The 20,417-nt window shown below is 41.8% G+C and carries 22 protein-coding genes, 1 pseudogene and 1 other annotated feature; all 23 genes and pseudogenes read left to right on the forward strand.

The features are described 5' to 3' along the window. Window positions 1-5: 5 nt before the first annotated feature. On the forward strand, window positions 6-1,088 hold the full coding sequence (locus tag IW510_RS15485) for a hypothetical protein (RefSeq protein WP_202061200.1): 1,083 nt from the start codon (window positions 6-8) through the stop codon (window positions 1,086-1,088). A 28-nt stretch (window positions 1,089-1,116) separates the two neighbouring features. Next, entirely contained in the window at window positions 1,117-1,650 is a 534-nt protein-coding gene (locus tag IW510_RS15490) for a hypothetical protein (RefSeq protein ID WP_202061202.1), read from the forward strand. A gap of 2 nt (window positions 1,651-1,652) precedes the next feature. Next, window positions 1,653-2,450: a hypothetical protein gene (locus IW510_RS15495; protein ID WP_202061203.1), complete on the forward strand. Its 798-nt coding sequence runs from the start codon at window positions 1,653-1,655 to the stop codon at window positions 2,448-2,450. Window positions 2,451-2,617: 167 nt separating this feature from the next. Next, window positions 2,618-3,328, forward strand: a complete 711-nt coding sequence (locus IW510_RS21345; protein ID WP_236674768.1) for a hypothetical protein — start codon at window positions 2,618-2,620, stop codon at window positions 3,326-3,328. 18 nt (window positions 3,329-3,346) lie between these two features. After that, the gene (locus tag IW510_RS15505) at window positions 3,347-5,911 is read left to right on the forward strand and encodes a phage tail tip lysozyme (protein WP_202061204.1); all 2,565 of its coding nucleotides are present in this window, start codon (window positions 3,347-3,349) and stop codon (window positions 5,909-5,911) included. After that, on the forward strand, window positions 5,908-6,573 hold the full coding sequence (locus IW510_RS15510; RefSeq protein ID WP_236674769.1) for a hypothetical protein: 666 nt from the start codon (window positions 5,908-5,910) through the stop codon (window positions 6,571-6,573). Before IW510_RS15505 ends, IW510_RS15510 begins: the two co-directional genes overlap by 4 nt. A 5-nt stretch (window positions 6,574-6,578) precedes the next feature. Beyond that, entirely contained in the window at window positions 6,579-6,770 is a 192-nt protein-coding gene (locus IW510_RS15515; RefSeq protein ID WP_202061205.1) for a hypothetical protein, read from the forward strand. After that, a complete protein-coding gene (locus IW510_RS15520) occupies window positions 6,760-7,239 on the forward strand; it encodes a hypothetical protein (RefSeq protein ID WP_202061206.1) in 480 nt (159 codons plus the stop codon). Before IW510_RS15515 ends, IW510_RS15520 begins: the two co-directional genes overlap by 11 nt. Continuing rightward, complete coding sequence (locus tag IW510_RS15525) at window positions 7,236-8,711, forward strand: hypothetical protein (protein ID WP_202061208.1); 1,476 nt, start codon at window positions 7,236-7,238, stop codon at window positions 8,709-8,711. The genes IW510_RS15520 and IW510_RS15525 overlap by 4 nt, the downstream gene beginning before the upstream one ends. A gap of 18 nt (window positions 8,712-8,729) precedes the next feature. Continuing rightward, the gene (locus IW510_RS15530) at window positions 8,730-9,830 is read left to right on the forward strand and encodes a hypothetical protein (protein WP_236674770.1); all 1,101 of its coding nucleotides are present in this window, start codon (window positions 8,730-8,732) and stop codon (window positions 9,828-9,830) included. Window positions 9,831-9,849: 19 nt separating this feature from the next. Further along, complete coding sequence (locus IW510_RS15535; RefSeq protein ID WP_202061212.1) at window positions 9,850-10,179, forward strand: hypothetical protein; 330 nt, start codon at window positions 9,850-9,852, stop codon at window positions 10,177-10,179. A gap of 2 nt (window positions 10,180-10,181) precedes the next feature. Further along, complete coding sequence (locus IW510_RS15540; RefSeq protein ID WP_202061213.1) at window positions 10,182-10,427, forward strand: phage holin; 246 nt, start codon at window positions 10,182-10,184, stop codon at window positions 10,425-10,427. After that, window positions 10,417-10,855: pseudogene (locus tag IW510_RS15545) on the forward strand (peptidoglycan amidohydrolase family protein); the annotation flags it as partial. The gene IW510_RS15540 and the pseudogene IW510_RS15545, both read left to right, overlap by 11 nt. A gap of 483 nt (window positions 10,856-11,338) precedes the next feature. Then, window positions 11,339-12,517 (forward strand): FtsW/RodA/SpoVE family cell cycle protein, encoded by a 1,179-nt coding sequence (locus tag IW510_RS15550; protein WP_202061216.1) that lies wholly within the window; start codon window positions 11,339-11,341, stop codon window positions 12,515-12,517. Between the two features lie 70 nt (window positions 12,518-12,587). Then, window positions 12,588-12,947 (forward strand): arsenate reductase family protein, encoded by a 360-nt coding sequence (locus IW510_RS15555; protein WP_202061218.1) that lies wholly within the window; start codon window positions 12,588-12,590, stop codon window positions 12,945-12,947. After that, window positions 12,944-13,264, forward strand: coding sequence for a glycine cleavage system protein H (locus tag IW510_RS15560; RefSeq protein WP_202061220.1), 321 nt, complete (start codon window positions 12,944-12,946; stop codon window positions 13,262-13,264). The genes IW510_RS15555 and IW510_RS15560 overlap by 4 nt, the downstream gene beginning before the upstream one ends. A 60-nt stretch (window positions 13,265-13,324) precedes the next feature. Next, window positions 13,325-13,596: a binding site (T-box leader), on the forward strand. 175 nt (window positions 13,597-13,771) lie between these two features. Next, the gene (locus IW510_RS15565; protein ID WP_202061222.1) at window positions 13,772-14,806 is read left to right on the forward strand and encodes a methionine ABC transporter ATP-binding protein; all 1,035 of its coding nucleotides are present in this window, start codon (window positions 13,772-13,774) and stop codon (window positions 14,804-14,806) included. Next, window positions 14,799-15,485, forward strand: a complete 687-nt coding sequence (locus IW510_RS15570; RefSeq protein ID WP_202061224.1) for a methionine ABC transporter permease — start codon at window positions 14,799-14,801, stop codon at window positions 15,483-15,485. The genes IW510_RS15565 and IW510_RS15570 overlap by 8 nt, the downstream gene beginning before the upstream one ends. A gap of 18 nt (window positions 15,486-15,503) precedes the next feature. Continuing rightward, window positions 15,504-16,355, forward strand: coding sequence for a MetQ/NlpA family ABC transporter substrate-binding protein (locus tag IW510_RS15575; RefSeq protein WP_202061226.1), 852 nt, complete (start codon window positions 15,504-15,506; stop codon window positions 16,353-16,355). Window positions 16,356-16,670: 315 nt separating this feature from the next. Beyond that, window positions 16,671-17,039 (forward strand): DUF2620 domain-containing protein, encoded by a 369-nt coding sequence (locus tag IW510_RS15580; RefSeq protein WP_202061228.1) that lies wholly within the window; start codon window positions 16,671-16,673, stop codon window positions 17,037-17,039. A 15-nt stretch (window positions 17,040-17,054) separates the two neighbouring features. After that, window positions 17,055-18,365: a YhfT family protein gene (locus IW510_RS15585; protein ID WP_202061230.1), complete on the forward strand. Its 1,311-nt coding sequence runs from the start codon at window positions 17,055-17,057 to the stop codon at window positions 18,363-18,365. Between the two features lie 21 nt (window positions 18,366-18,386). Then, window positions 18,387-19,268: a phosphotriesterase family protein gene (locus IW510_RS15590; RefSeq protein WP_202061232.1), complete on the forward strand. Its 882-nt coding sequence runs from the start codon at window positions 18,387-18,389 to the stop codon at window positions 19,266-19,268. Window positions 19,269-19,323: 55 nt separating this feature from the next. Then, window positions 19,324-20,415 carry an aminotransferase gene (locus tag IW510_RS15595; RefSeq protein ID WP_202061234.1) on the forward strand — a complete coding sequence of 364 codons (1,092 nt, stop codon included), beginning with the start codon at window positions 19,324-19,326 and terminating at the stop codon, window positions 20,413-20,415. The last annotated feature ends 2 nt before the right edge of the window (window positions 20,416-20,417 follow it).

A 20,417-nucleotide genomic window follows, 5' to 3' on the forward strand; every position in this document is an offset into this window, starting at 1 on the left:
TTATTATGATGATACTAACGAGAAAATATGTACAATTCAATGATCTTGTGATTGATAATTATGACATGCTGGAATCTGCAGATTTAAGCGGCAATTTTAAGACTGCCACGACCGACTATAGCTTCGGTCATGGCAGCTATGCTGCATTTAAGTCTAAGCAGCAGTTTTCAGCGGAACAGTCACTGAGTATGTCATTGAAATTGGATACGAGAAAATTCAGCTGTGATCAGCAGAAATTCTACAAGGACTATCTATTCAAGAATATTATGAGCCCCGGTAAGCTTTGGGCAATCGAGGGTGAACAGTTATTATGGACGAACGCATTTGTGAATGATTTCAGCGAGACCTATTCAACAGAGCGTCATTTTGTCAGTATTGACATTGATTTTGTACTGTATGAAGGATTATGGCATAAGGCAGATTCAAAGAAAGTGTTTCTGCAGCCGTACAGCATTTGTGATTTTGCGGAACAGCTTGGCTTTCAGGAAGCCGAGGAATGTGACGAGTGTTGTCTTTCCTGCAGCAAACCAAAACAGCCTTGTGCTAAATGTCTAAGTGACTGCGAATTTCTGACTGCAGAAAACTCTTTTTGTGAATTGAAGAAGGATGTCGCTTTGAACTTTTATGGGCAGTGTGGGGATACCTACAGGATTATCTATAACTGTGAAGCAGGAGCAAAAATCTGGGGAGCAGATAAAATGCTGGGGCATAAAATTTGTAAGAAGGAGTCTTGCAGGGACTTGATTGTTGGACAATTCTATAGCGATACCATCATTGACAGTGAAGATATCACTATCACGATTATTGGTACAGTGGTTGATCCGGTCATTACGTTGAATGGTAATACGATGCAAATTTTGGGTGAGTACAATGGCACGCTGACATTGACTGCTAATGGAGAAATCTATTATCAGGAGGAAGGGTGTTGCGGAGAGCTGACCTACATTGATATCAATAAGCTGATTATTCCGGAAGGAAATACCTTTGGCTTTTCTGTTCATCAGGGAATGAATGGAATTATCGTAGAGACCAATGATTGCTGCGATATGACTTGTGTATATGTGAAGGTAGATAGTGTGACAATTTAAAAAAGAAGATAGGAAAGGAGCAACAGCAATGAGTGATTATTGTGGCGCATGCGACGATTTAAAGAGTTATGCAGCAAATTTTGTTGTAAATGGAATCACAGATAAGGAATGTAAAAGCCTGCAAAAAAATACAGGCTTGAATCCTAACCTGTCTGTTTTGCATAGAAACTGTGAGGATTTGAATGACTTGAATGATTGTTTAATTGGTTATTTGGGCGACAAGCTTCCGGCAGTAGATTTGTGTAATATTCAGGATTTTATAGGAGAGTTCATCACGAATCAAATGTTGATGAATAAAGCGATGGTGTGTTCAGATTGTGGTCAGTGGAACAAGCTGGACGAATTGGAGGATCAATTAGGCAGTCTATCGGATGCACTGAAGAAAATCATTGAGAAACTGAAAGAAATCGGCGTCTGGGAAGGAGATATGGATGGAGGCTTCAAACCAGGTATGGGTATTGCCGGTGGTAATATCAACCTGTTTGGCGGAGCTGCAGATGGTTCACATTATATCCGAACCAATAACCGTAAGACAGAAAATGATTTAGTCGGAGGTGTTTGATAATGGAATGGCATGAAATATATGGCGGGTATGCCCATACAGGGAACTATGGTGATGTCTACTTAATGGGTTCACCAAATAGCAGAATTACGAATTTTAATGGAGATGTTCCATTGGATGAAGCGCATAGAAATGGCGTTGGCTATGGCATCGGCTTTGAAAATGACGGGTATGATGTAACCATTGCTTTAAATCTTGTAACTGTATCCATGCAGCGCGGGGACGGATTGATTCCGAGAATTTATAATCGCCCGGGAGAAACACAGGATGGCTGTTATGTTTTCGAGAGTGGCGAGTATCATTGGGTCTTCCAGATTGATGTAAGTGCAAATAATCAAGGATCATGGACGAATCTTCATAGAGGAATAAGTTTCACACACCAATGGCAATTTCAGCATATATACAGTCCGGGAGGGTCAACAGCCTCTTGGGGACATTACTATAATCCTGCGCATAATTGGCTGCATACGGCAAGAAACTCTCAGTTTCAACGGATGTTCCCAATACCGGAGAATACAACCCATGTTCGATTTACGATTACAGGAGAAGACAGTGCCTATGTAGGTTCAGCGATTTTCCCAATTGAAGTATTGATCCCGGATTTTCGCCCAATGGCTATCCGAAAGAGCGGTAAGTTTTTAACGCTTGATAGAGAGACGGGTTTTTTAAATCGTCGGGTGAATGGGAATTGGGAAGAAATTCCTAAAATGAAGCTGGGCGAGCAAGGAGAGGCCAATGTCGGAACCTCCAGAATCCGCAAAGGCGGTACCTGGAAAGGACAATCAAAAATTGGTGAGTGATAGCTCACGGTTAATGACAGGTACTATTAAATAGTAAAAATAAAAGGATGATATACAAGCAGCTGTTGCAGGAGGTACCCAAAGTACAAAACGGAAACTTCCTGTTTAACAGACTGCTTGTTCATCTGTTATAAAAATATTGATCTGCAAGAAAGGAAATATACGATATGTCTAAAAATTGTTCTGCATGTGGTGCATTGAAAGAATATGCACCGAATTTTGTAGCAAATGGCATCACAGATAAAGAATGTAACAGCCTGCAAAAAGATACAGGGTTGAATCCGGATTTGGCAGTTTTGCACAATAACTGCGAGGATTTAAATGATTTGCTGGACTGCTTAATTGGTACACATCAGGAAAAATTGCCGGCAGCAGATATTTGTGATTGGAAAAGTTATCTTGATGACTTGATGAGCAATCTGAAAAATATGCACAAGGCAATGATTTGCAGCGACTGTGGGCAATGGAAAATGCTTTGGGAGTTACTGAAGCGAATCGAGGACCTAGAGAAGATTGTTATTGATAGAGACGGCTATGTGACAGTAACAAAAACGTACCATCATACAGTTCCGGTTGAGAAATTCATGAAGGTAGGCTCAAATAACATGATGTATTGGTCAGGAGCACCAAGTGTAGGGGAGTCATTCATCAACATCCCGGTAGCAGAAATGGATATTGTTGATACGGTTGTAGCTCAACCTCAGGTAGTAGGAAATCGTGTTCATGCGGTTACCGTAGCAATCCAAAGTGCTGCAAGAATTGGCGATAATTATAACGTGAACTTTGATACGTATGAACTGGAAGGATTTTCTGATCCAGAGTATCCATATAGTGTTCCGGTTGACTTTATCGTTGTTGGTCGTAAAAAAGTGAAGTAAGACACAGGAGGAACGAAAATGGCAAGTATAGAAACGATGATCAATTGGATGGATCAGCGTAAAGGAAAGGTGACCTACAGCATGGCTGCTCGCCTTGGACCGAATAGCTATGACTGCAGTTCATCCGTCTACTTTGCCTTGATTGCCGGAGGCTTTTTCGCCTCCGGTTCAATGGGAAATACAGACTCCTTGTTTGGCCATCTGGAAGGCAAAGGCTGGAAACAGACAAGCAATCCAAAGCGTGGCGATATTTTTATCTGGGGAACTCGCGGCGGTTCAGGTGGTGCTGCCGGTCACACTGGAATTTTTATTGATAATGCCTCTGTGATTCATTGCAATGCCAGCGCGAACGGAATATCTGTCGATAACTATGGAACAATCCATAGCTACAGTCGCCCACCGGCAACCATCTACAGTAACCCCAATGTTTCAAATGCAACGCCTGAGTTGAATACAGAAGAAGAGCGACGCGCCTGGTCGATTGCACAGGTACTAAATAAGGCAGGCTATAACATGATGGCAATTGCCGGAATCTTAGGGAATATCGAGATTGAAGTTGGTGCATCTATGAATCCGGATACCGCTCAAGTTAACGGACCGGCTTATGGCTTGGTTCAATGGGATGGTTCGGCCTATCCATTGGTTGGCAGTCCAACCTATAATGGCCGCGAATACGTTCAACGATTGCTGCAGCATTCAGGGATCAACGGAGACTATACAAATGCTGAAGTTCAATCTCGATTAATCGACTGGTGTATGTTTAACGGACAATGGATTGGTGCAGTAGATCCTAAATCGGTTGAAGGCTTTAAGAATGTTGGCGATGTCGGTCAAGCAGCGGTTGCCTTTTTGAAAAATTTTGAACGTGCGGGTGTCGAGAAGCAGCAGCAAAGAATTGATGCGGCGAATCGCTGGTACAGTTTTTTGACTAATTTACCTTCTGATTTTGAAGAGCTGGAGACCTTTGAAACCTTAACAAATGTCGGTTCTCTTGACTTTTTGGGCATCAAAGAAGGAACGATTCATGCTTCAGGATGGCATTTTAGTTCAGATAAGGCAACAGAATATATTGCCTTTATTAACGCAGAAACCGATCAGGAAATCGCCAGAGTCGAGGCACCGGCACTTGATCGTCCAGATGTCAAAGAGGCCTATCCGAAGGTAATTGGCGTAGAAAAATCCGGTTTTGAGGTCAGCTTGAAGGTACCGAATGAAACAGCAGTCTATATCAAAGGGATACGAACAAATGGAACGGAAACAGATGAGCTGATTTTCGATAAAATCATTATTTATGAGCAGGCCTTTGATATTGATATTGATCCTTATGCGAAGAGCAATACAAAGTTTTATTTTGAGATTTTGAAAGGCGGTAAGGTAATCAAACGCGGAACGAAAATCTTGAATACACTTAGCTGGAGTAATGAGTTAATGTATGTTCCAACAACTCAGATTGTTCTGCCAATTGACTATATTGAATGGATCAACGGGCGTGAGGAAATCAAGCTGTACATCAATAAAAAGGTGTTCCATGGTATCGTGACCGGTTACACATTGGACAAGGAGAATGAAACCTTGTCAGTTGATTTGACGCATGTGATTTCTGAGTGGGAGTATCGTCAGGTATCAACCAATCTGGCTGCTAAGAACCGCACGGTCAATGATATTTACAGCACGTTGGATTTTCGTTATCCAGGCTGGAATGTCAAATATTTACAGGATTCAGCGCTGCGTGTCATTGACTATGTCTACAGTCGTCAGGACAAATTGGCAGGACTGACAAAAACCTGTGAGCTGACACCGGATTTATTTTGGCGCGTTGGGTTTCATTTTGGTCGTGCTGTGGAAATCGGTACCTTTGGTGAGAAGAAGCCGTATATGCTTTCAATGAAGCCGAGTGGGCGTCAAAATATTCGAATCATCAGCGAATTGGAAATTACACATACCTTTGAGAATGTGATTAATATGGCGACAGTCTATAGTGAGAAATCTGATTCCGGAATGTCCAGTATGAGCTTAAGAGAGCTGTACGAGGATGAAGCAGCGTGGGAAAAAGGGTTTCCGGTAAGGATACTGAGAAAAGGAATTAATAATGAACGCGGTTATTCCTATATTGAATTTGCGAAGCTGGCACCGAATGGTGATCTTGAATACACCGTGATTGATGAAGAAAGTATTGCCTTGGAATCCGGTAAAGCCATTGAAGGAGCATTCTCCTTTAATGATTTATCTCCATTCAATACGGATAGCGAAACAATCACGGATGAGGACCGGGCAAAAGCAGCAAAAACAGCATATGACGCTGCCGTGAAGAAGCTGAAACAGTCTCGTCGCAGTTATCAGATTAGCTTGACCGTTGAGGAATTACCGGAAGATATTTCTATTGGTGATCGGATTCGTTTGATGTACGACAATCAGTTGTTAATTGTTGAAGAATGCTCAAACTATATGAAGAAAATTCTTCAAAAGGATGACTGGTATTATGTCACAAGTATCGGCTATGATATCGACCAAAATGGAGTGGAGCAAAACAGCATCACTCTGGAAAAATATTTGAAAATAGATAGGGAGAGTGATCAGCAATGACAATGACCTATAATTCAGCATTAAACAAGATGGCTGAGCGTGTGGCGGATCGAACGATTGAAAATAGACAGGATCAGCTGCAACGGCGAAATCAGGTAGTAGATATGTATGGCATGGAGTTTACGCGGCAGGGTGATTCGGAGCACCCTGCTGCTTTTTATATTTCTGTCAGCCCTGATCTCATCTATTATGAGCGGTTCGAGTTCAAAATCATTATTCAGCCCTTTGCAATGCCTATTGGTGGCGGTGGTGCAACAGGAATGGCAACATCACAGATAAATGGAACTAATCTGGCCATCAATCAGAACAATCAGATTGCACCCAACCCTCACAGCCATACCTCGGCACCGCATAATCACTCATTGGATGCTGGAATCTCCATGTTTTCAAGTCACGTATCAGATTTTGAAATTTGGGTAGCGGGCTATGATATTACACCCTATATGAAAACCTTTTATAACAATGAATGGGTTAACGGTGAGGGAGTATTTCCTACAGATGGCTTGAAAAATTATGACCTGCTTAAGGTGTCAGGTATCATGCCGGATTGGCTGAAAGGAACTGTTTTAGCCCCTGGATATAAAAAAATCGAACTGAAAGGTAAGGGAGTATTTAGTGCCACTTTGGTTAATTATTTGAAATACTCTCACGTAAACAGGTGATTCAAATGAATAAATTTGATGAAAAAGCGCAGCGGATGAAGCAGCATTTAAGTAATCATCCGGCAGATTATCAAACAGTTCTCAGCTTGTTCAAGGCAGAAAGTGATGCGATTGCATACGACCGGCAGCAAGAAAAAAATCTGCTTTTGAGAGAGCTGGCAAAACACATGAAGGCTGGTGGGAATAATGGAGAATAAGCATTCAACGGATGGGTTGGCAGAAGATTTGATTCGCAGCTTTGTTCAAGTGGCGAGTGCGGAAATGCACGCAAAAACATTGTTGGAAAAACGTGTTTCTGAGCTGGAAAATGGACTGATTGATATTGAGGACGAGCAGGTAATGGAGAGACAATTTACGGCAATTACCAGCTTGAAAGAAGCAATTGGCGATTTAGCGGAGCTTCGTCGTGGAGATATGCTCTATCTTTATGAGCTATATGGTGCGAAAGGTGAGAAAGAGCAGTGGTGCACGGTTAAGCACTTGGGCATTGCTATGATGACCGCTTTTGAAGCTTGGCAAGCCAGCGATAAGGATGAATTCCTACTATCAGGCTATTTAAAGAAAAACAAGTTATTTCTTCGAGCATTAACAGAATTTTTAGGCGTAGAGGTCACAGAATGTGCGGCTTGCTTCGCAGATATATTGAAAGGAGGAACACACGAATGAAAAAACCAAGCATTTGCAATGACGCAAATCAAAAACCGGCTTTTCCGGAGTTTTGCGATGATGGTCTTTGGGAAGTGCCGGTCAATAGTTTATCTGATATCAAAGTGGCAAACCGCGATCATGCGTACATTTTGCCGGATAACAGTGTCTGGGTATTGAGCCATGACGGGAAACGTTTTATTCAGCTGAATGTACAAGGTGGCGGAGGCAGCGGCCAACCGACACAGATAGAGAATCGCGATGGCTTGATTAATGTTTCAGGAAGCGGCACATATACCGTTCAGCTTGATTTGGACAAAGCGCAGTTGAAGGAAGACCTAGCGATTAATGATTTATCCGAGCAAATGAAAAACCATATCAATAACAGTACAATTCATGTCACTTCCGCAGAGAAAACAGAATGGTCAGCAAAGCAGAACGCATTGACTGCCGGTGAAAATATAACGATTGAGAACGATGTGATTTCTTCAAAGGATAGTCAAGCTGTAACAGACCATTTGAACAATGAGGATATTCACGTGACAGCAGTTCAAAAGGATAGCTGGGATGCCAAACAGGATGCTTTGACAGCTGGAAAATATGTGACGATTTCTGATAGTCAGGTCATTAGTGCAGAAGGACTCAGCCATAAATTACCGATTGTTCGATATTTTGATTGGGATAGCTTTGGCGACCCTACGGTTACGATTCGGTTGGAAGGAAATACGTCAGCCATCTTTGAAGTAAAGTGTAATGGTATACCGTTTAGGGGAACGTATCAGAGCTGGCATGCAATGACTCAATATACGGTTGACCTTTCAACTGTTTCGCCTTTAGGCAAGTATCTATCCATCCATGAAATCAATAGTGGGCTGATTCTTTGGAAATATGATTTACGAAATGCCTTACCTGATTGGAACAATACCAATCACTTGAGTGTGGGTTATATAAGAAATAAACCGGATTTAAGTAAAAAGCAGGACACGCTGGAATCGGGCGTAAACATCAAGACAATCAATGGTCAAAGTGTGTTGGGTTCAGGGGATATCACGATTTCAGGCGGTTCAGGTGAAAAGGTCTTTATTGTTAATCGCTTGAATCCTTTAGAGAATGACACATACAGTGCAGCAATTGATAATATTTCTGTCAATATCTCAAAAACGAGTAGAGATGAGTGGCTTCTAAGTGTAACCAATAATCATACAGAGCAGGCAACCGTCGCGTATCATTTTTCTTCGTTTTATTCAACAGCTCTTCAAACGGGCGGAAATACGAGTTCTTTGATTACTTTGAATACCGGCGATACCAGTCCGACATTGGATATTGACAATCTGGGATTGGGCTACGGAACAGCCAAGCTTTCAGTTTATGAGCACTATATCCATGTGAATTTTGCGGCAACACAAGAGTCAAACTACTATAAAGTTATTTCTCTACTGGACAAGAGCATGACAGGATGGCATTTGGTGTCATACATTGAAAAAATTATTTAATTGAAAGGGGAGAAAATGATGGTGAAACCAATAATTTGTAATGATAACCAAGCAAAACCGGCTTTTCCGGAGTTCTGTGATGACGGGCTCTGGGAGGTGCCTGTAAACAGTTTATCTGATATCAAAGTGGCAAACCGTGATCACGCCTATATTTTACCTGACAATAGTGTCTGGGTATTGAGTCATGACGGGAAACGATTTATCCAGTTGAACGTGCAAGGCGGTGGTGGCAGTGGACAACCAACTTTAGTAACAAATAATGATGGTCTGATACATGTGTCAGGAAATGGTACGTACGATGTTCAAGTGAATTTAAACAAGGAACAGCTGCAGAAGGAGTTGGCGATTGATGATTTATCAGAGGCAGTGAAAAATCATATCAATAACAACACGATTCATGTGACTTCTGCGGAAAAAGCCAACTGGTCAGCAAAACAAAATGCCTTGACTGCCGGTGAGAATATTACTATCGAGTACGATGTAATCTCAGCAACAGACAGTCAGGCTGTTACTGATCATTTAAATGATAAGGAGCAGCATGTAACGGCTGCAGAAAAGGCAGAATGGAGCGGGAAACAAAATACGCTGTCTGCCGGAGAAAACATTGTGATAGCGAATGATCGAATTTCAGCGGATCTCAGCTCAAAGCAGGATGTTCTTGTCTCCGGAACGACAATCAAAACGTTGAACGGAGAGAGCTTGCTTGGCTCAGGGAATATTGAAATTTCAGGAGGAGGCGCTGATTATAGTGATCGATCAGCGACAGTTTCTTTTGATGAAACAGATTATTTTTCCGTGAAAGATAAAAGTATCGTAAAGCAGGGAAGGACAATCTTTTTCCATGTGAATTTAGAAAGTATAAAAACTTTTTCTTTTTCAAGAAATGCTGTTTTTAAAGTCGGCGAAATATCGGACACTAGTGTGCTGCCAAGTATCAGAATTGCTGTGAACATGGTAACAGAGAATCCAAGTACAGCAATTTATGCGAATACAGCTATCACGATTGAAACAAATGGGGATATCATGTTGGTGAATACAAGCGATGTGAGTATCGGTACAGCTTACAATTTCAGAGTAGGCAATACTCATTGCGTTAGCATGACTTACTTAACATCTTAAAACGGGAGAGTTGATAAATATGAGGTTTTTAGGCTTGACGATTGCTGAATTTGCAGCTTTGATAGCTATTATCGGTACTTTAAGTGCTTGGATTGTATGGATTTGTAAAAAGGCCTACAACGCAGTAAAGGATAATATATCTGATCCAATCAAGCAAAATTTGGATGGGCTATCGGCGGCAATTACAGCGTTATCAAAAAATGTTGCAGAGGAAAGCAAATGGGTACACGAGCGGCACGTAGAGGTAGTCGAACGATTAGGTAGTCATGAAGAAAAAATCGGAGATATCGAAGATACTGTGATTAAGCATGATGAACGAATCAAAACACTTTTTCGAAAGGAGAAATGAGCATGAATACTATATCAGCAGATACAATGGCGCGAACAATCATTTTGGTCCTGGCATTGCTCAATCAGGTTCTGGCGATTCTTGGGAAGGGAACGATTAATATCGCTGAGAATGACCTGTATCAAGTCGTCTCGCTGCTTTTCACAATAGGATCAACCGTCGTTGCATGGTGGAAAAACAACAGCTTTACCACAGCTGCTATCGAGGCAGATGAACGCTTGAAGGAGTTGAAAAAAGATGGCGAATAAAGAGCAAATGATTCAATGGATGAGTGACCGACAGGGGAAGGTCACTTACTCTATGAACAATCGCTTGGGACCCACCAGCTACGACTGTTCCAGTGCAGTGTATTTCGCGTTGGCAGCTGGTGGGTTCTTACCTTCAGGGACGATGGGCAACACAGATAGCTTGTTTGGCCATCTTGAGGCAAACGGCTGGAAGCAGCTGCCTGAGGTCAATGGTTACATCGATGCCCAAAGAGGTGATATTTTCATCTGGGGCGTTCGCGGCCAAAGTGGCGGTGCCTCCGGTCATACTGGGGTTTTCACGGATAAGGACAATATCATTCATTGTAACTATGGCTACAATGGTATTACTGTGAATAACCACGATCAGATTTGGTCCTATAACAATGGACCGGCAAATACAATTTATCGTTTTGGCGGTTCACAGTCGGAGAAAGCGAACAGCTTTGCAATCGGTCAGAAAGTGAAGCTGTTAAATCACGCAACTCATTATCAAACAAGTGAGGCCATCCCTGCCTGGACAAAAAATAAAACCTACACTGTTCAGCAGGTCAAAAGTGTCAATCAGTCGAATTCTAAAAAAGCCTATCTTTTAAAAGAAATCAGCAGCTGGGTTTTGGAACAGGATTTGAGCAACTAACGGAAAAACAGGGGAACCGCTTCTTGATGGAGCGTTCCCCTGGTTTTTTGTATACATCTTTTGTGAAGATAGCGTGATTTCAAAGGAGCTGCTTCAAATTTTGCTGTTCAAAGGTAGTATACATACGGCGCTGAAAAAGTTTTTTTGTTGTTTCCCATTTTGAGTATGCCTTATAGGAATTAAAGTTTTTGCCAAATCCTCAAGTCCGTACTTTCTTTTCAAAGGTAAGGACGATATAATAAAGAGCGTATGATTTAAGGAAAAGGGATGACAGATGGAAAAAACAAAAAAATTAAATATAGATAACCGTATTGACTACGGAGTGATTTTACCCGTATTTCTACTCTCTCTGATAGGGATTTTATCGTTGTATGTAGCGCTGGATCATGACCCAAATCGACCTGAGATTGCCTCGATGCTGATTAAGCAGGGGCTGTGGTATTTGATTGGTGTCGTGAGTATTGTCGTGATTATGCACTTCAATTCGAAGCTCCTCTGGCGACTGACGCCGGTTTTTTACGGTATTGGCTTGCTGATGATGGGACTGCTACTGAAATTTTATGATCCTTATTTAGAGCAGCAGACCGGCTCGAAAAACTGGATTAGCTTTGGCGGTACAACCTTTCAGCCTTCGGAACTGATGAAGATTGCCTTCATTTTAATGCTGGCTTATGTTGTGACAATGCACAATGTCAAGCATAGGGAACGTACTCTGAAAACAGATGGGATTTTGATTGGTAAGATAGCGTTGGTCACTCTTCCCGTCATTGTACTGATTCTATTGCAAAAGGATTTTGGTACGATGCTGGTCTTTATTGCAATTGTTGCAGGAGTTTTCCTGATGTCGGGAATTTCATGGAAAATCATTTTACCGGTGTTTTTAGCAGGATTAATTCTGGGTGCGGGAATGATTTATCTGGTTACTACTGATACGGGTCGTGAGCTTTTGAATAAGGTTGGTTTTAAAGCGTACCAATTTGAGCGTATTGATTTATGGATGAACCCGTTCCATAACGATCAAAATCGTTCTTTCCAGCCGGCGCTGGCGATTACAGCTATTGGATCAGGCGGATTGTTCGGAAAAGGCTTTAATGTGAGTGATGTGTATGTTCCGGTTCGAGAATCAGATATGATTTTCACTGTTGTTGGTGAAAATTTTGGTTTCATTGGCAGTTGTTTTATCATTTTGTTATACTTTATATTGATTTACCGAATGATTCGTGTCTGCTTTGAAACAAACAATGAATTTTATGCGTATCTGGCAACAGGAATTATTATGATGATTCTTTTCCACGTATTTGAAAATATCGGTGCGAATATCGGCTTGCTTCCTTTAACAGGGATTCCACTGCCTTTTATCAGTCAAGGGGGATCGTCCATTCTGGGAAACATGATTGGTGTCGGATTGATTCTTTCAATGAAGTATCAAAAAGAAACGGTAATCGGCGACTAAGGCTTGTCTGCTGGTATCCTGCATAGGACCTCGGGCATCACCTAATTATTTTGAAAGAAGGTAATTATTTATGTACACATTTTACTGGTATCCGAAATGTTCAACATGCAAAAAAGCAAAGGCTTGGCTGGATGCAGCAGGAGCAGAGTATGAAATCGTTGATATGATAGAAACACCTCCGAAAAAAGAGCAGCTAACACAGTGGATGGAAGAAAGTCCATTACCGATTCGCCGCTTTTTCAATACAAGTGGTGGTCACTATAGAGAGCAAAACCTGAAGGACATCGTTAATGAGTTTTCTGTAGAGGAAGCCAGCGAACGACTGTCTAAGGATGGTATGCTGAACAAACGTCCGATTTTAGTGAAGGATGGTCACTTCATTTCAAATGGCTTTAAGGAATCGGATTATGAGGGAGCATTCAAAAAATGAGTGAAAACAACAGAACAGTTGTAGATTATTTATGGATTGAAGCAGTTGAAAACGGCTATAAAGTTGGTTTGACAAATGAAGCTCAGGAAGAGCTGGGAAATATCAGTTTCGTGACATTGCCAAAGGTAGGGAAAAAATTGAACAAAGGGGATTCTTTTGCCGAGCTTGAAGCAGAGAAATCTGTTAGTGAGTTTGCCAGCCCTTTAAGCGGAACGATTCGTGAAGTCAATGAAGCAGCAGATAAAAACCCTAGCCTTTTGGATGATGAAGATGATTCAAAGGCTTGGTTGGCGATTTTTGAGGACGTCTCTGAGTAATCAGCAGAAAATCGTTGACAGTCCATCGTTGGATTGCTATAATTTCATCAATTGATAAATCATAAAGCACTGAAAAGAAGAGTACATGGCAAGAATGCTTGAAGAGAGAGCCTCAGTTAGCTGAAAAGAGGCAGCAAAATTGTGATGGAAGATGGTCTTAGAGCAGAATAAGTGAGCAGTTAGTGAACTTATTACGGGAGTGCCCGTTACAGCACCGCAGTATGCGATAGTGAAGAGTCTGAGGACTTAATATCAAGTACTGGCTAAGGCGGTCATCGTGAGGTGAGCGCAAACAAAGGTGGTAACACGAGAGAGATACTTTCGTCCTTTTTACTGATATGTATTATAATCAGTAGAGGACGAAAGTTTTTTTATTGTCTAGCTTCACAGACTAATTTCTTCGGCAATAAGGTAACGATAACTTGCCAACACAGGTAAGGAACACCAGCCTGTCGATTTACATGAATGATGAAAATGAATACAAAAAGAGAAAGTTGAGTGAAAAGCATGGCTTTGATTGAGTTACGTCATGTCAAAAAGGAATTTGCCGGAAAAGCCGGAACGGTTGCTGCGGTTAATGATGTTTCCCTTTCTATTGAAAAAGGAGATATCTATGGTATTGTTGGCTATTCCGGTGCCGGAAAGAGTACACTGGTACGTTTGTTGAATGGCCTAGAGTTGCCGACAGACGGTCAAGTGGTTATCAAGGATATGGATATTACGACTCTTGGTTCCGGAGACTTAAGAAATTTCAGAAAGAAAATCGGAATGATTTTCCAACACTTCAATCTACTATGGTCCAGAACGATTTTAGAAAATATTATGCTTCCATTGGAACTGGTGGGTACACCAAAAGCAGAACGTGAGAAGCGGGCAGAGGAGCTGTTGAAGCTTGTTGGTCTGGAAGGAAGAGGAAAGGCTTATCCTAGTCAGCTCTCCGGTGGACAAAAGCAGCGTGTAGGTATCGCCCGAGCTTTGGCAAATAATCCGGAAATCCTGCTTTGTGATGAGGCAACCAGTGCCCTTGACCCACAAACGACAGACGAAGTTCTGGATTTGTTGCTTGAAATCAACAAGGAATTGAATTTAACCATTGTTTTGATTACCCATGAGATGCATGTCATCAGAAAAATCTGTAACAAGGTTGCAGTGATGGAGCAAGGAAAAATTGTTGAAGAGGGAGACGTTCTTACTGTCTTTCGTCATCCGCAGCAGGAAGTGACGAAGCGCTTTGTTCAACGAGAAATCGATCCTGAAGACGATTTGGAGGATTTGCTGGCTGACTTAATGGCTGAAAATCCGGCAGGTCTGGTTACAACCTTACTCTTCAAGGGAGACAACGCCAACGAACCAGTTATTTCTCAGGCAATCCGCCAGTTTGCTGTTGATATCAATGTTGTTCACGGAAAGGTTCAGCAAGCAAAAGAGGGCGCATTTGGCTCACTAACTGTTATGATTACAGGCGAGGATGCAGAAGTCGAAAAGACACTTGCATTCTTCAAAGAAAAAGAAGTTGGGGTGGAGGTGATCCATCATGGATAAAAGCTTTGCAGAAACATATTTTGATTTCAGTAAAGTGAATACTGAAACACTACAGCAAGCATTTATTGACACCATATACATGACAGTCATTTCTATGATTTGTGTGCTGGTAATTGGTTTGGTCTTGGGTCTGCTGCTTTATACAGCAGGCAGAAATAATAAGCCTTATGCCAAATTCTTATATACAGCGGTGTCGATTATCAGTAATATCTTCCGCTCAACACCATTTATGATTCTGATGGTCCTATTGATTCCATTCACAAAGGTTCTTGTAGGAACGATGTTAGGTGCAAAAGCCGCCATTCCTGCATTGGTATTTTCAGCCGCTCCATTCTATGCGCGTCTGGTGGAAATCGCCTTTAGAGAAGTGGATTCTGGAGTGATTGAGGCTGCGGAAGCCATGGGTGCCAACTATTGGCAGATTGTCCGGAAGGTCATTATCCCGGAAAGTATTCCTGCGCTGATTTCAGGCTTAACGGTAACGACGGTTTCAATGATTGGTTTCACAGCGATGGCTGGAGCAATCGGAGCCGGCGGTCTAGGTGGTCTGGCTTGGCAGGAAGGGTATCAACGGAATAACCTGACCGTTACATTTGTAGCGACAGTTATTATATTACTTATAGTTTTTATTGTTCAAGGTGTGGGAGACTTTTTAGCAAAACGAACAGACAAACGATAACAATTGGAGGAATTAAGTATGAAGAAAAAATTAGCAGGTTTAGCAGCATTGGCAGCATTGACACTAGGTTTGGCAGCTTGCGGCGGCGGAAATAGCGACAGCACAGATGGCTCTAAGTCATCATCAGATGGTGATAAAACGGTTCTAACTGTAGGCGCATCACCAACGCCTCACGCAGAAATTTTGGAACAGGTAAAACCGATTTTGGAAAAAGAAGGAATTGATTTGGAAATCAAGAAGTTTGATGACTACATCCTTCCAAATAAAGCGTTAGCTGATGGAGAAATCGATGCCAACTACTTCCAGCATATTCCATACTTCAATCTGCAGGTAAAAGAAAACGGGTATGATTTTGCGAATGCAGGTGGTATTCATATTGAACCAATGGGTCTATATTCTCAACAGATCGATGATATCAAAGACTTAAAAGATGGTGCAACAGTGATTGCATCAAACTCAGAATCTGACTGGGGCCGTGTCATTACAATTTTGCAGGACGCAGGATTAGTGACTGTTAAAGACGGTGTCGATTTGGAAACTGCAACATTTGATGACATTGATGAAAATCCAAAAAATCTGAAATTCGTTCATGACATCAATCCTGAGCTTTTAGCAACAACGTATCAAAATGATGAAGCTGAGTTAGTCGCAATCAATGCGAACTTTGCCTATAATGCAGGCTTGAACCCAGTGAAAGACTCTGTATTACTGGAATCTGATAATTCACCATATGTGAACATCATTGCCGTTCGTTCAGAAGATAAAGACAACGAAGCAATCCAGAAATTAGTGGATGCTTTACACAGTAAAGAAGTACAAGACTGGATTCTTGAAAAATGGGATGGTTCCGTGAAACCAGTGGATAAATAAAAAATGAGAAAACGAAAAGATGGGCAAAGAAAGATTTGTCCATCTTTTTTTGCATAGAGAATTGGATAGTTGGCAGGGTGCATGATAAGCAAAATTGGATTCAAAAAAGCAGATAATATTTCCATGAAAAGGGTTGCAATTTCAGCAGGTATGTTTTATACTTCGATTGTATTTATAAATACTTTATTTTTATCTCTCAATATACAAAAAAATGTATTTTGAACTATTCTTAGAAATATCCAGATAGTTCACAGCTTTACTTATCAATATACAAAAAAATGTATTTTGAGAATATTCAAGCAGGAGGAATGATTTATGAAGAAAATCGTAGTAGGCGGTCAGATTGACAAGGACGAAGTGTTTGCATTGGTTGAGAAATATGCAGACGGAAAATTCACTGCTGAAGTGAAAAGTGATTTGGATGCTGCGATGGCAATCAAATCAGGTCAGGCAGATTTTTACTTAGGTGCTTGTAATACTGGCGGCGGTGGAGCATTAGCGATGGCACTGGCATTGCTGGGACGAGAAAATTGTGAAACGGTCTCTATGCCGGGGAAAGTAATGGACGAAGAAGAGATTCGTCAAAGCGTTCGTAATGGAAAAAAAGCGTTTGGTTTTACCGCTCAGCATAAGGAGATTGTTGTACCAATCTTGATGGATGAGCTGGGAAAACTAGGTGAATAACAGGGAGGAAATGAAATGGATGGATCTAAGGTAATGGAATTGGTTGTTATTGCATTGTTAGGAGGCGTGTGTTCAATTCTGGCAAATCGCGGGATTGCGGTGTTTAATGATGGATTACGCCCGATTGTTCCGGAATTTCTTGAAGGAAAAATTGGTAAGAAGGAAATTGCAGCAACAAGCTTTGCATTGAGCTTCGGGTTAGTTATCGGTTTTGGTATTCCGGTGTCAATCGGTGCCTCAATTATTTTAGTACACAGTATTTTATTGGCAACAGATATTATCGGTTCTTGGTCGCCTGAAGGAACAAAGGGGATGGTAATTTCCGGTGTTGTCGGTGCACTTTATGGTGTGGGAATTGTATTAGGCTTACAGGCAGTCGTCGATTTGTTTGCGAAGCTGCCAATCAACTTCCTTGATTCTTTATCAATGGTAGGTTCTCCGGTTGTTATTGCATTCTCTATTTTCCCGGCAGTGGCAATTGCCCATCAGCACAACTTCAAAAAAGGCGCGATTGCTTTTCTGGCAACGATGCTAACTCTGTTCACAGTGAAAAAATTTGGAACGTTCAATATTGGTAATGGAACAAGCTTTACGCTGAGTGCGGAAGGGATGTCCTTACTAGTTGGCATGATTTTCATGATTGTCTTTGCGATTCAAGTAAAAGGGGATGGCAATGATTCTAACCAAAATCTGATGAGTATTTTCCTTGAACGTGTTGAACGTATCAAGAAAAACTGGATATTGTTGTCTCTTACAGGTGGTCTGGTCAGTGCAGCAACAAGCTTACTGATGATTGCCGGTGACCCGATTTCTTTAAATCTATTAAGTGAAGGAAAATTCAGTGAAGCAGCCTTAGCGGCATTTGCCCGAGGGATTGGTTTTATTCCATTAGTTTTCTCTACAGCAATTGTTACCGGTGTTTATAGCCCGGCTGGTACAACCTTTGTATTCGTCGTTGGTATTCTGTTAAGAGGAAATCCAATCGTAGCGTTTGTGGTTGGTGCGGCAGTGATGTTTGTAGAAATTCTGTTGCTTAATGGTATGGCAAAAGGATTGGATCGTTTCCCTGGTGTCCGTGAGATGGGTGAGTATATCCGTACTTCAATGAACAAGGTATTGGAAGTGGCTTTGCTGATTGGTGGAGCAATGGCTTCTGAATCGATTGCGCCCGGCATTGGGTATTTCTGGGTCATCGGTCTTTCTCTGTTGAACAAAACAGCGAAGAAACCGATTGTTGACTTGGCAGTTGGCCCGGTAGCAGCAATCAGTCTTGGTATTATTGTAAACATTCTTTATTTATTGGGTCTGTTCACGCCGGCAGGCTAAACAGCAGAAGGGATGAAATAGATGGTATTAGTAGAAGGCATTACGTATATGCACGAGCATACAACAATTGACCTGTCCCGTATCAAAAACATTGATGATACAAATCTAAATTGTTTTGAAGAGACTGTCGCAGAATACAAAAAGTTGTATACTAAAGGTGTAAGAAATATTGTAGATGTTACAGTGATGGATATGAAGCGGAATCCGCTGTATGTTCAAAAGGCAGCAGAAGCCTCAGGAATCAATATCATTCAAGCGACCGGTTTTTATACAGAACGTTTCTTGCCGGAAATCGTTGATGAATATTCCACGCAACAGCTGGCTGAGTTGATGGTTAAAGAGATTGAAGAAGGAATTGCCGATACATCAATTAAGGCACAAATTATCGGTGAGATTGGCTCAAGTAAAGATGGCTGGACAGAGCGAGAGAAAAAGGTTTTCAACGCTGCAGTCATCGCACACAAGAAAACCGGTACACCAATTACGACCCATACAACATTAGGCACCTTTGGTCATGAGCAGGTGGCGTTTTTCAAAGAAAATGGTGTGGAGCTTTCCAAGGTTGTGATTGGACATGTGGATTTGAGCGGCAGTGGCGACTATGTTCTTCATATGCTGGAGCAAGGTGTCTATGTGGAATTTGATACAGTAGGGAAAGAAAACTATCTGCCGGATATTGAACGAGTGAAGATGCTGCAGCAAATCGAAGCGGCAGGATACACGGATAGAGTCTTCCTTTCAATGGACATCACCAGAAAATCTAATTTGGAATATCAAAATGGTATTGGCTATTCTTACATATTAGATGTGTTTGTTCCGCTGATGAAGGAAAATGGTATTTCTGAGTCATTTATTCAAAAGATGCTGGTAACGAATCCACAGAAGTTTTTCTCGGATAGATAAAGTTAAGTGAAAAGATGGAACAAAGTAAATCAATGAAGGAAAGTGAGAACAAGCGATGAATGTATATCCTTTACCAAGCTTGAGTGTCGCCGAGGCCTCACAACTGCAATTTCGGCTAGTAGATGAAGTCACCAAGGTTTTTACAGGAACGGAGATTTTGACTCGTGGTGATTTAGGTGTCATTCAAGGATTGAATCAGCCAATCACGACGAAAAAAGTAGAACAGGTGCTGGCACATTTTTTTGATTGTGAAGCGGCAATGCTGGTTAGAGGTGCTGGAACAAGTGCCATTCGACAGGCATTACATGCTACAATAGGAACGGGCGGAACAGTTTTGGTGCATGAAGCGCCAATCTATCCAACGACAAAAACCTCCATCGAAATGATGGGTATCCAGACAAAAGCTGCTGATTTCAATGACAGTGCAGCTGTGAAAACCGCTGTTTCTGCTGGCGGACTGGATGGTATCTTAATCCAAGTAACAAGACAAAAACCAGATGATTCTTACGATTTAAAGGAGCTCATTGCGACCATTCGTAGTGTGGACAAGGAGATTCCAATCGTAACAGACGATAACTATTCAACATTGAAAACACCGGCAATCGGTGCACAAATCGGTGGTACACTCGCATGCTTTTCAACCTTTAAATTGTTAGGGCCGGAAGGGATTGGCTGTATCGTTGGTGAGAAGCAGTATATTGATACGCTGCGCAAGGAAAATTATTCCGGCGGTAGTCAGGTCCAAGGGCACGAAAGCATTGCTGTTTTGCAAGGGATGATTTATGCACCTGTGGCACTTGCATTATCTGCGCAAGTGAGCGAAGAAGTCTGCCGACGACTGAACGAAGGAGAAGTCGCTGGCGTTGATAGTGCCTTCATTGTGAATGCGCAATCAAAGGTAGTCATCGTGAAGCTGCAGCAGCCGTTGGCGAAAAAAGTTCTGGCCGCAGCTGAAAAGCTGGGAGCAGCACCGAATCCGGTAGGCGCAGAGTCTAAGTATGAGTTTGTGCCAATGTTTTATCGGATTTCCGGTACCTTTCGTGCAGCTGATCCGGAGGCAGAGGAGCAAATGATTCGGATTAATCCAATGCGAGCCGGTGTAGATACAATCATTCGTATTTTAAAGCAGGCGATGACAGAGAATTAAAA

The organism is Enterococcus sp. BWR-S5, from assembly GCF_016745255.1.
In the GTDB taxonomy this organism is placed as follows: Bacteria; Bacillota; Bacilli; order Lactobacillales; family Enterococcaceae; genus Enterococcus_L.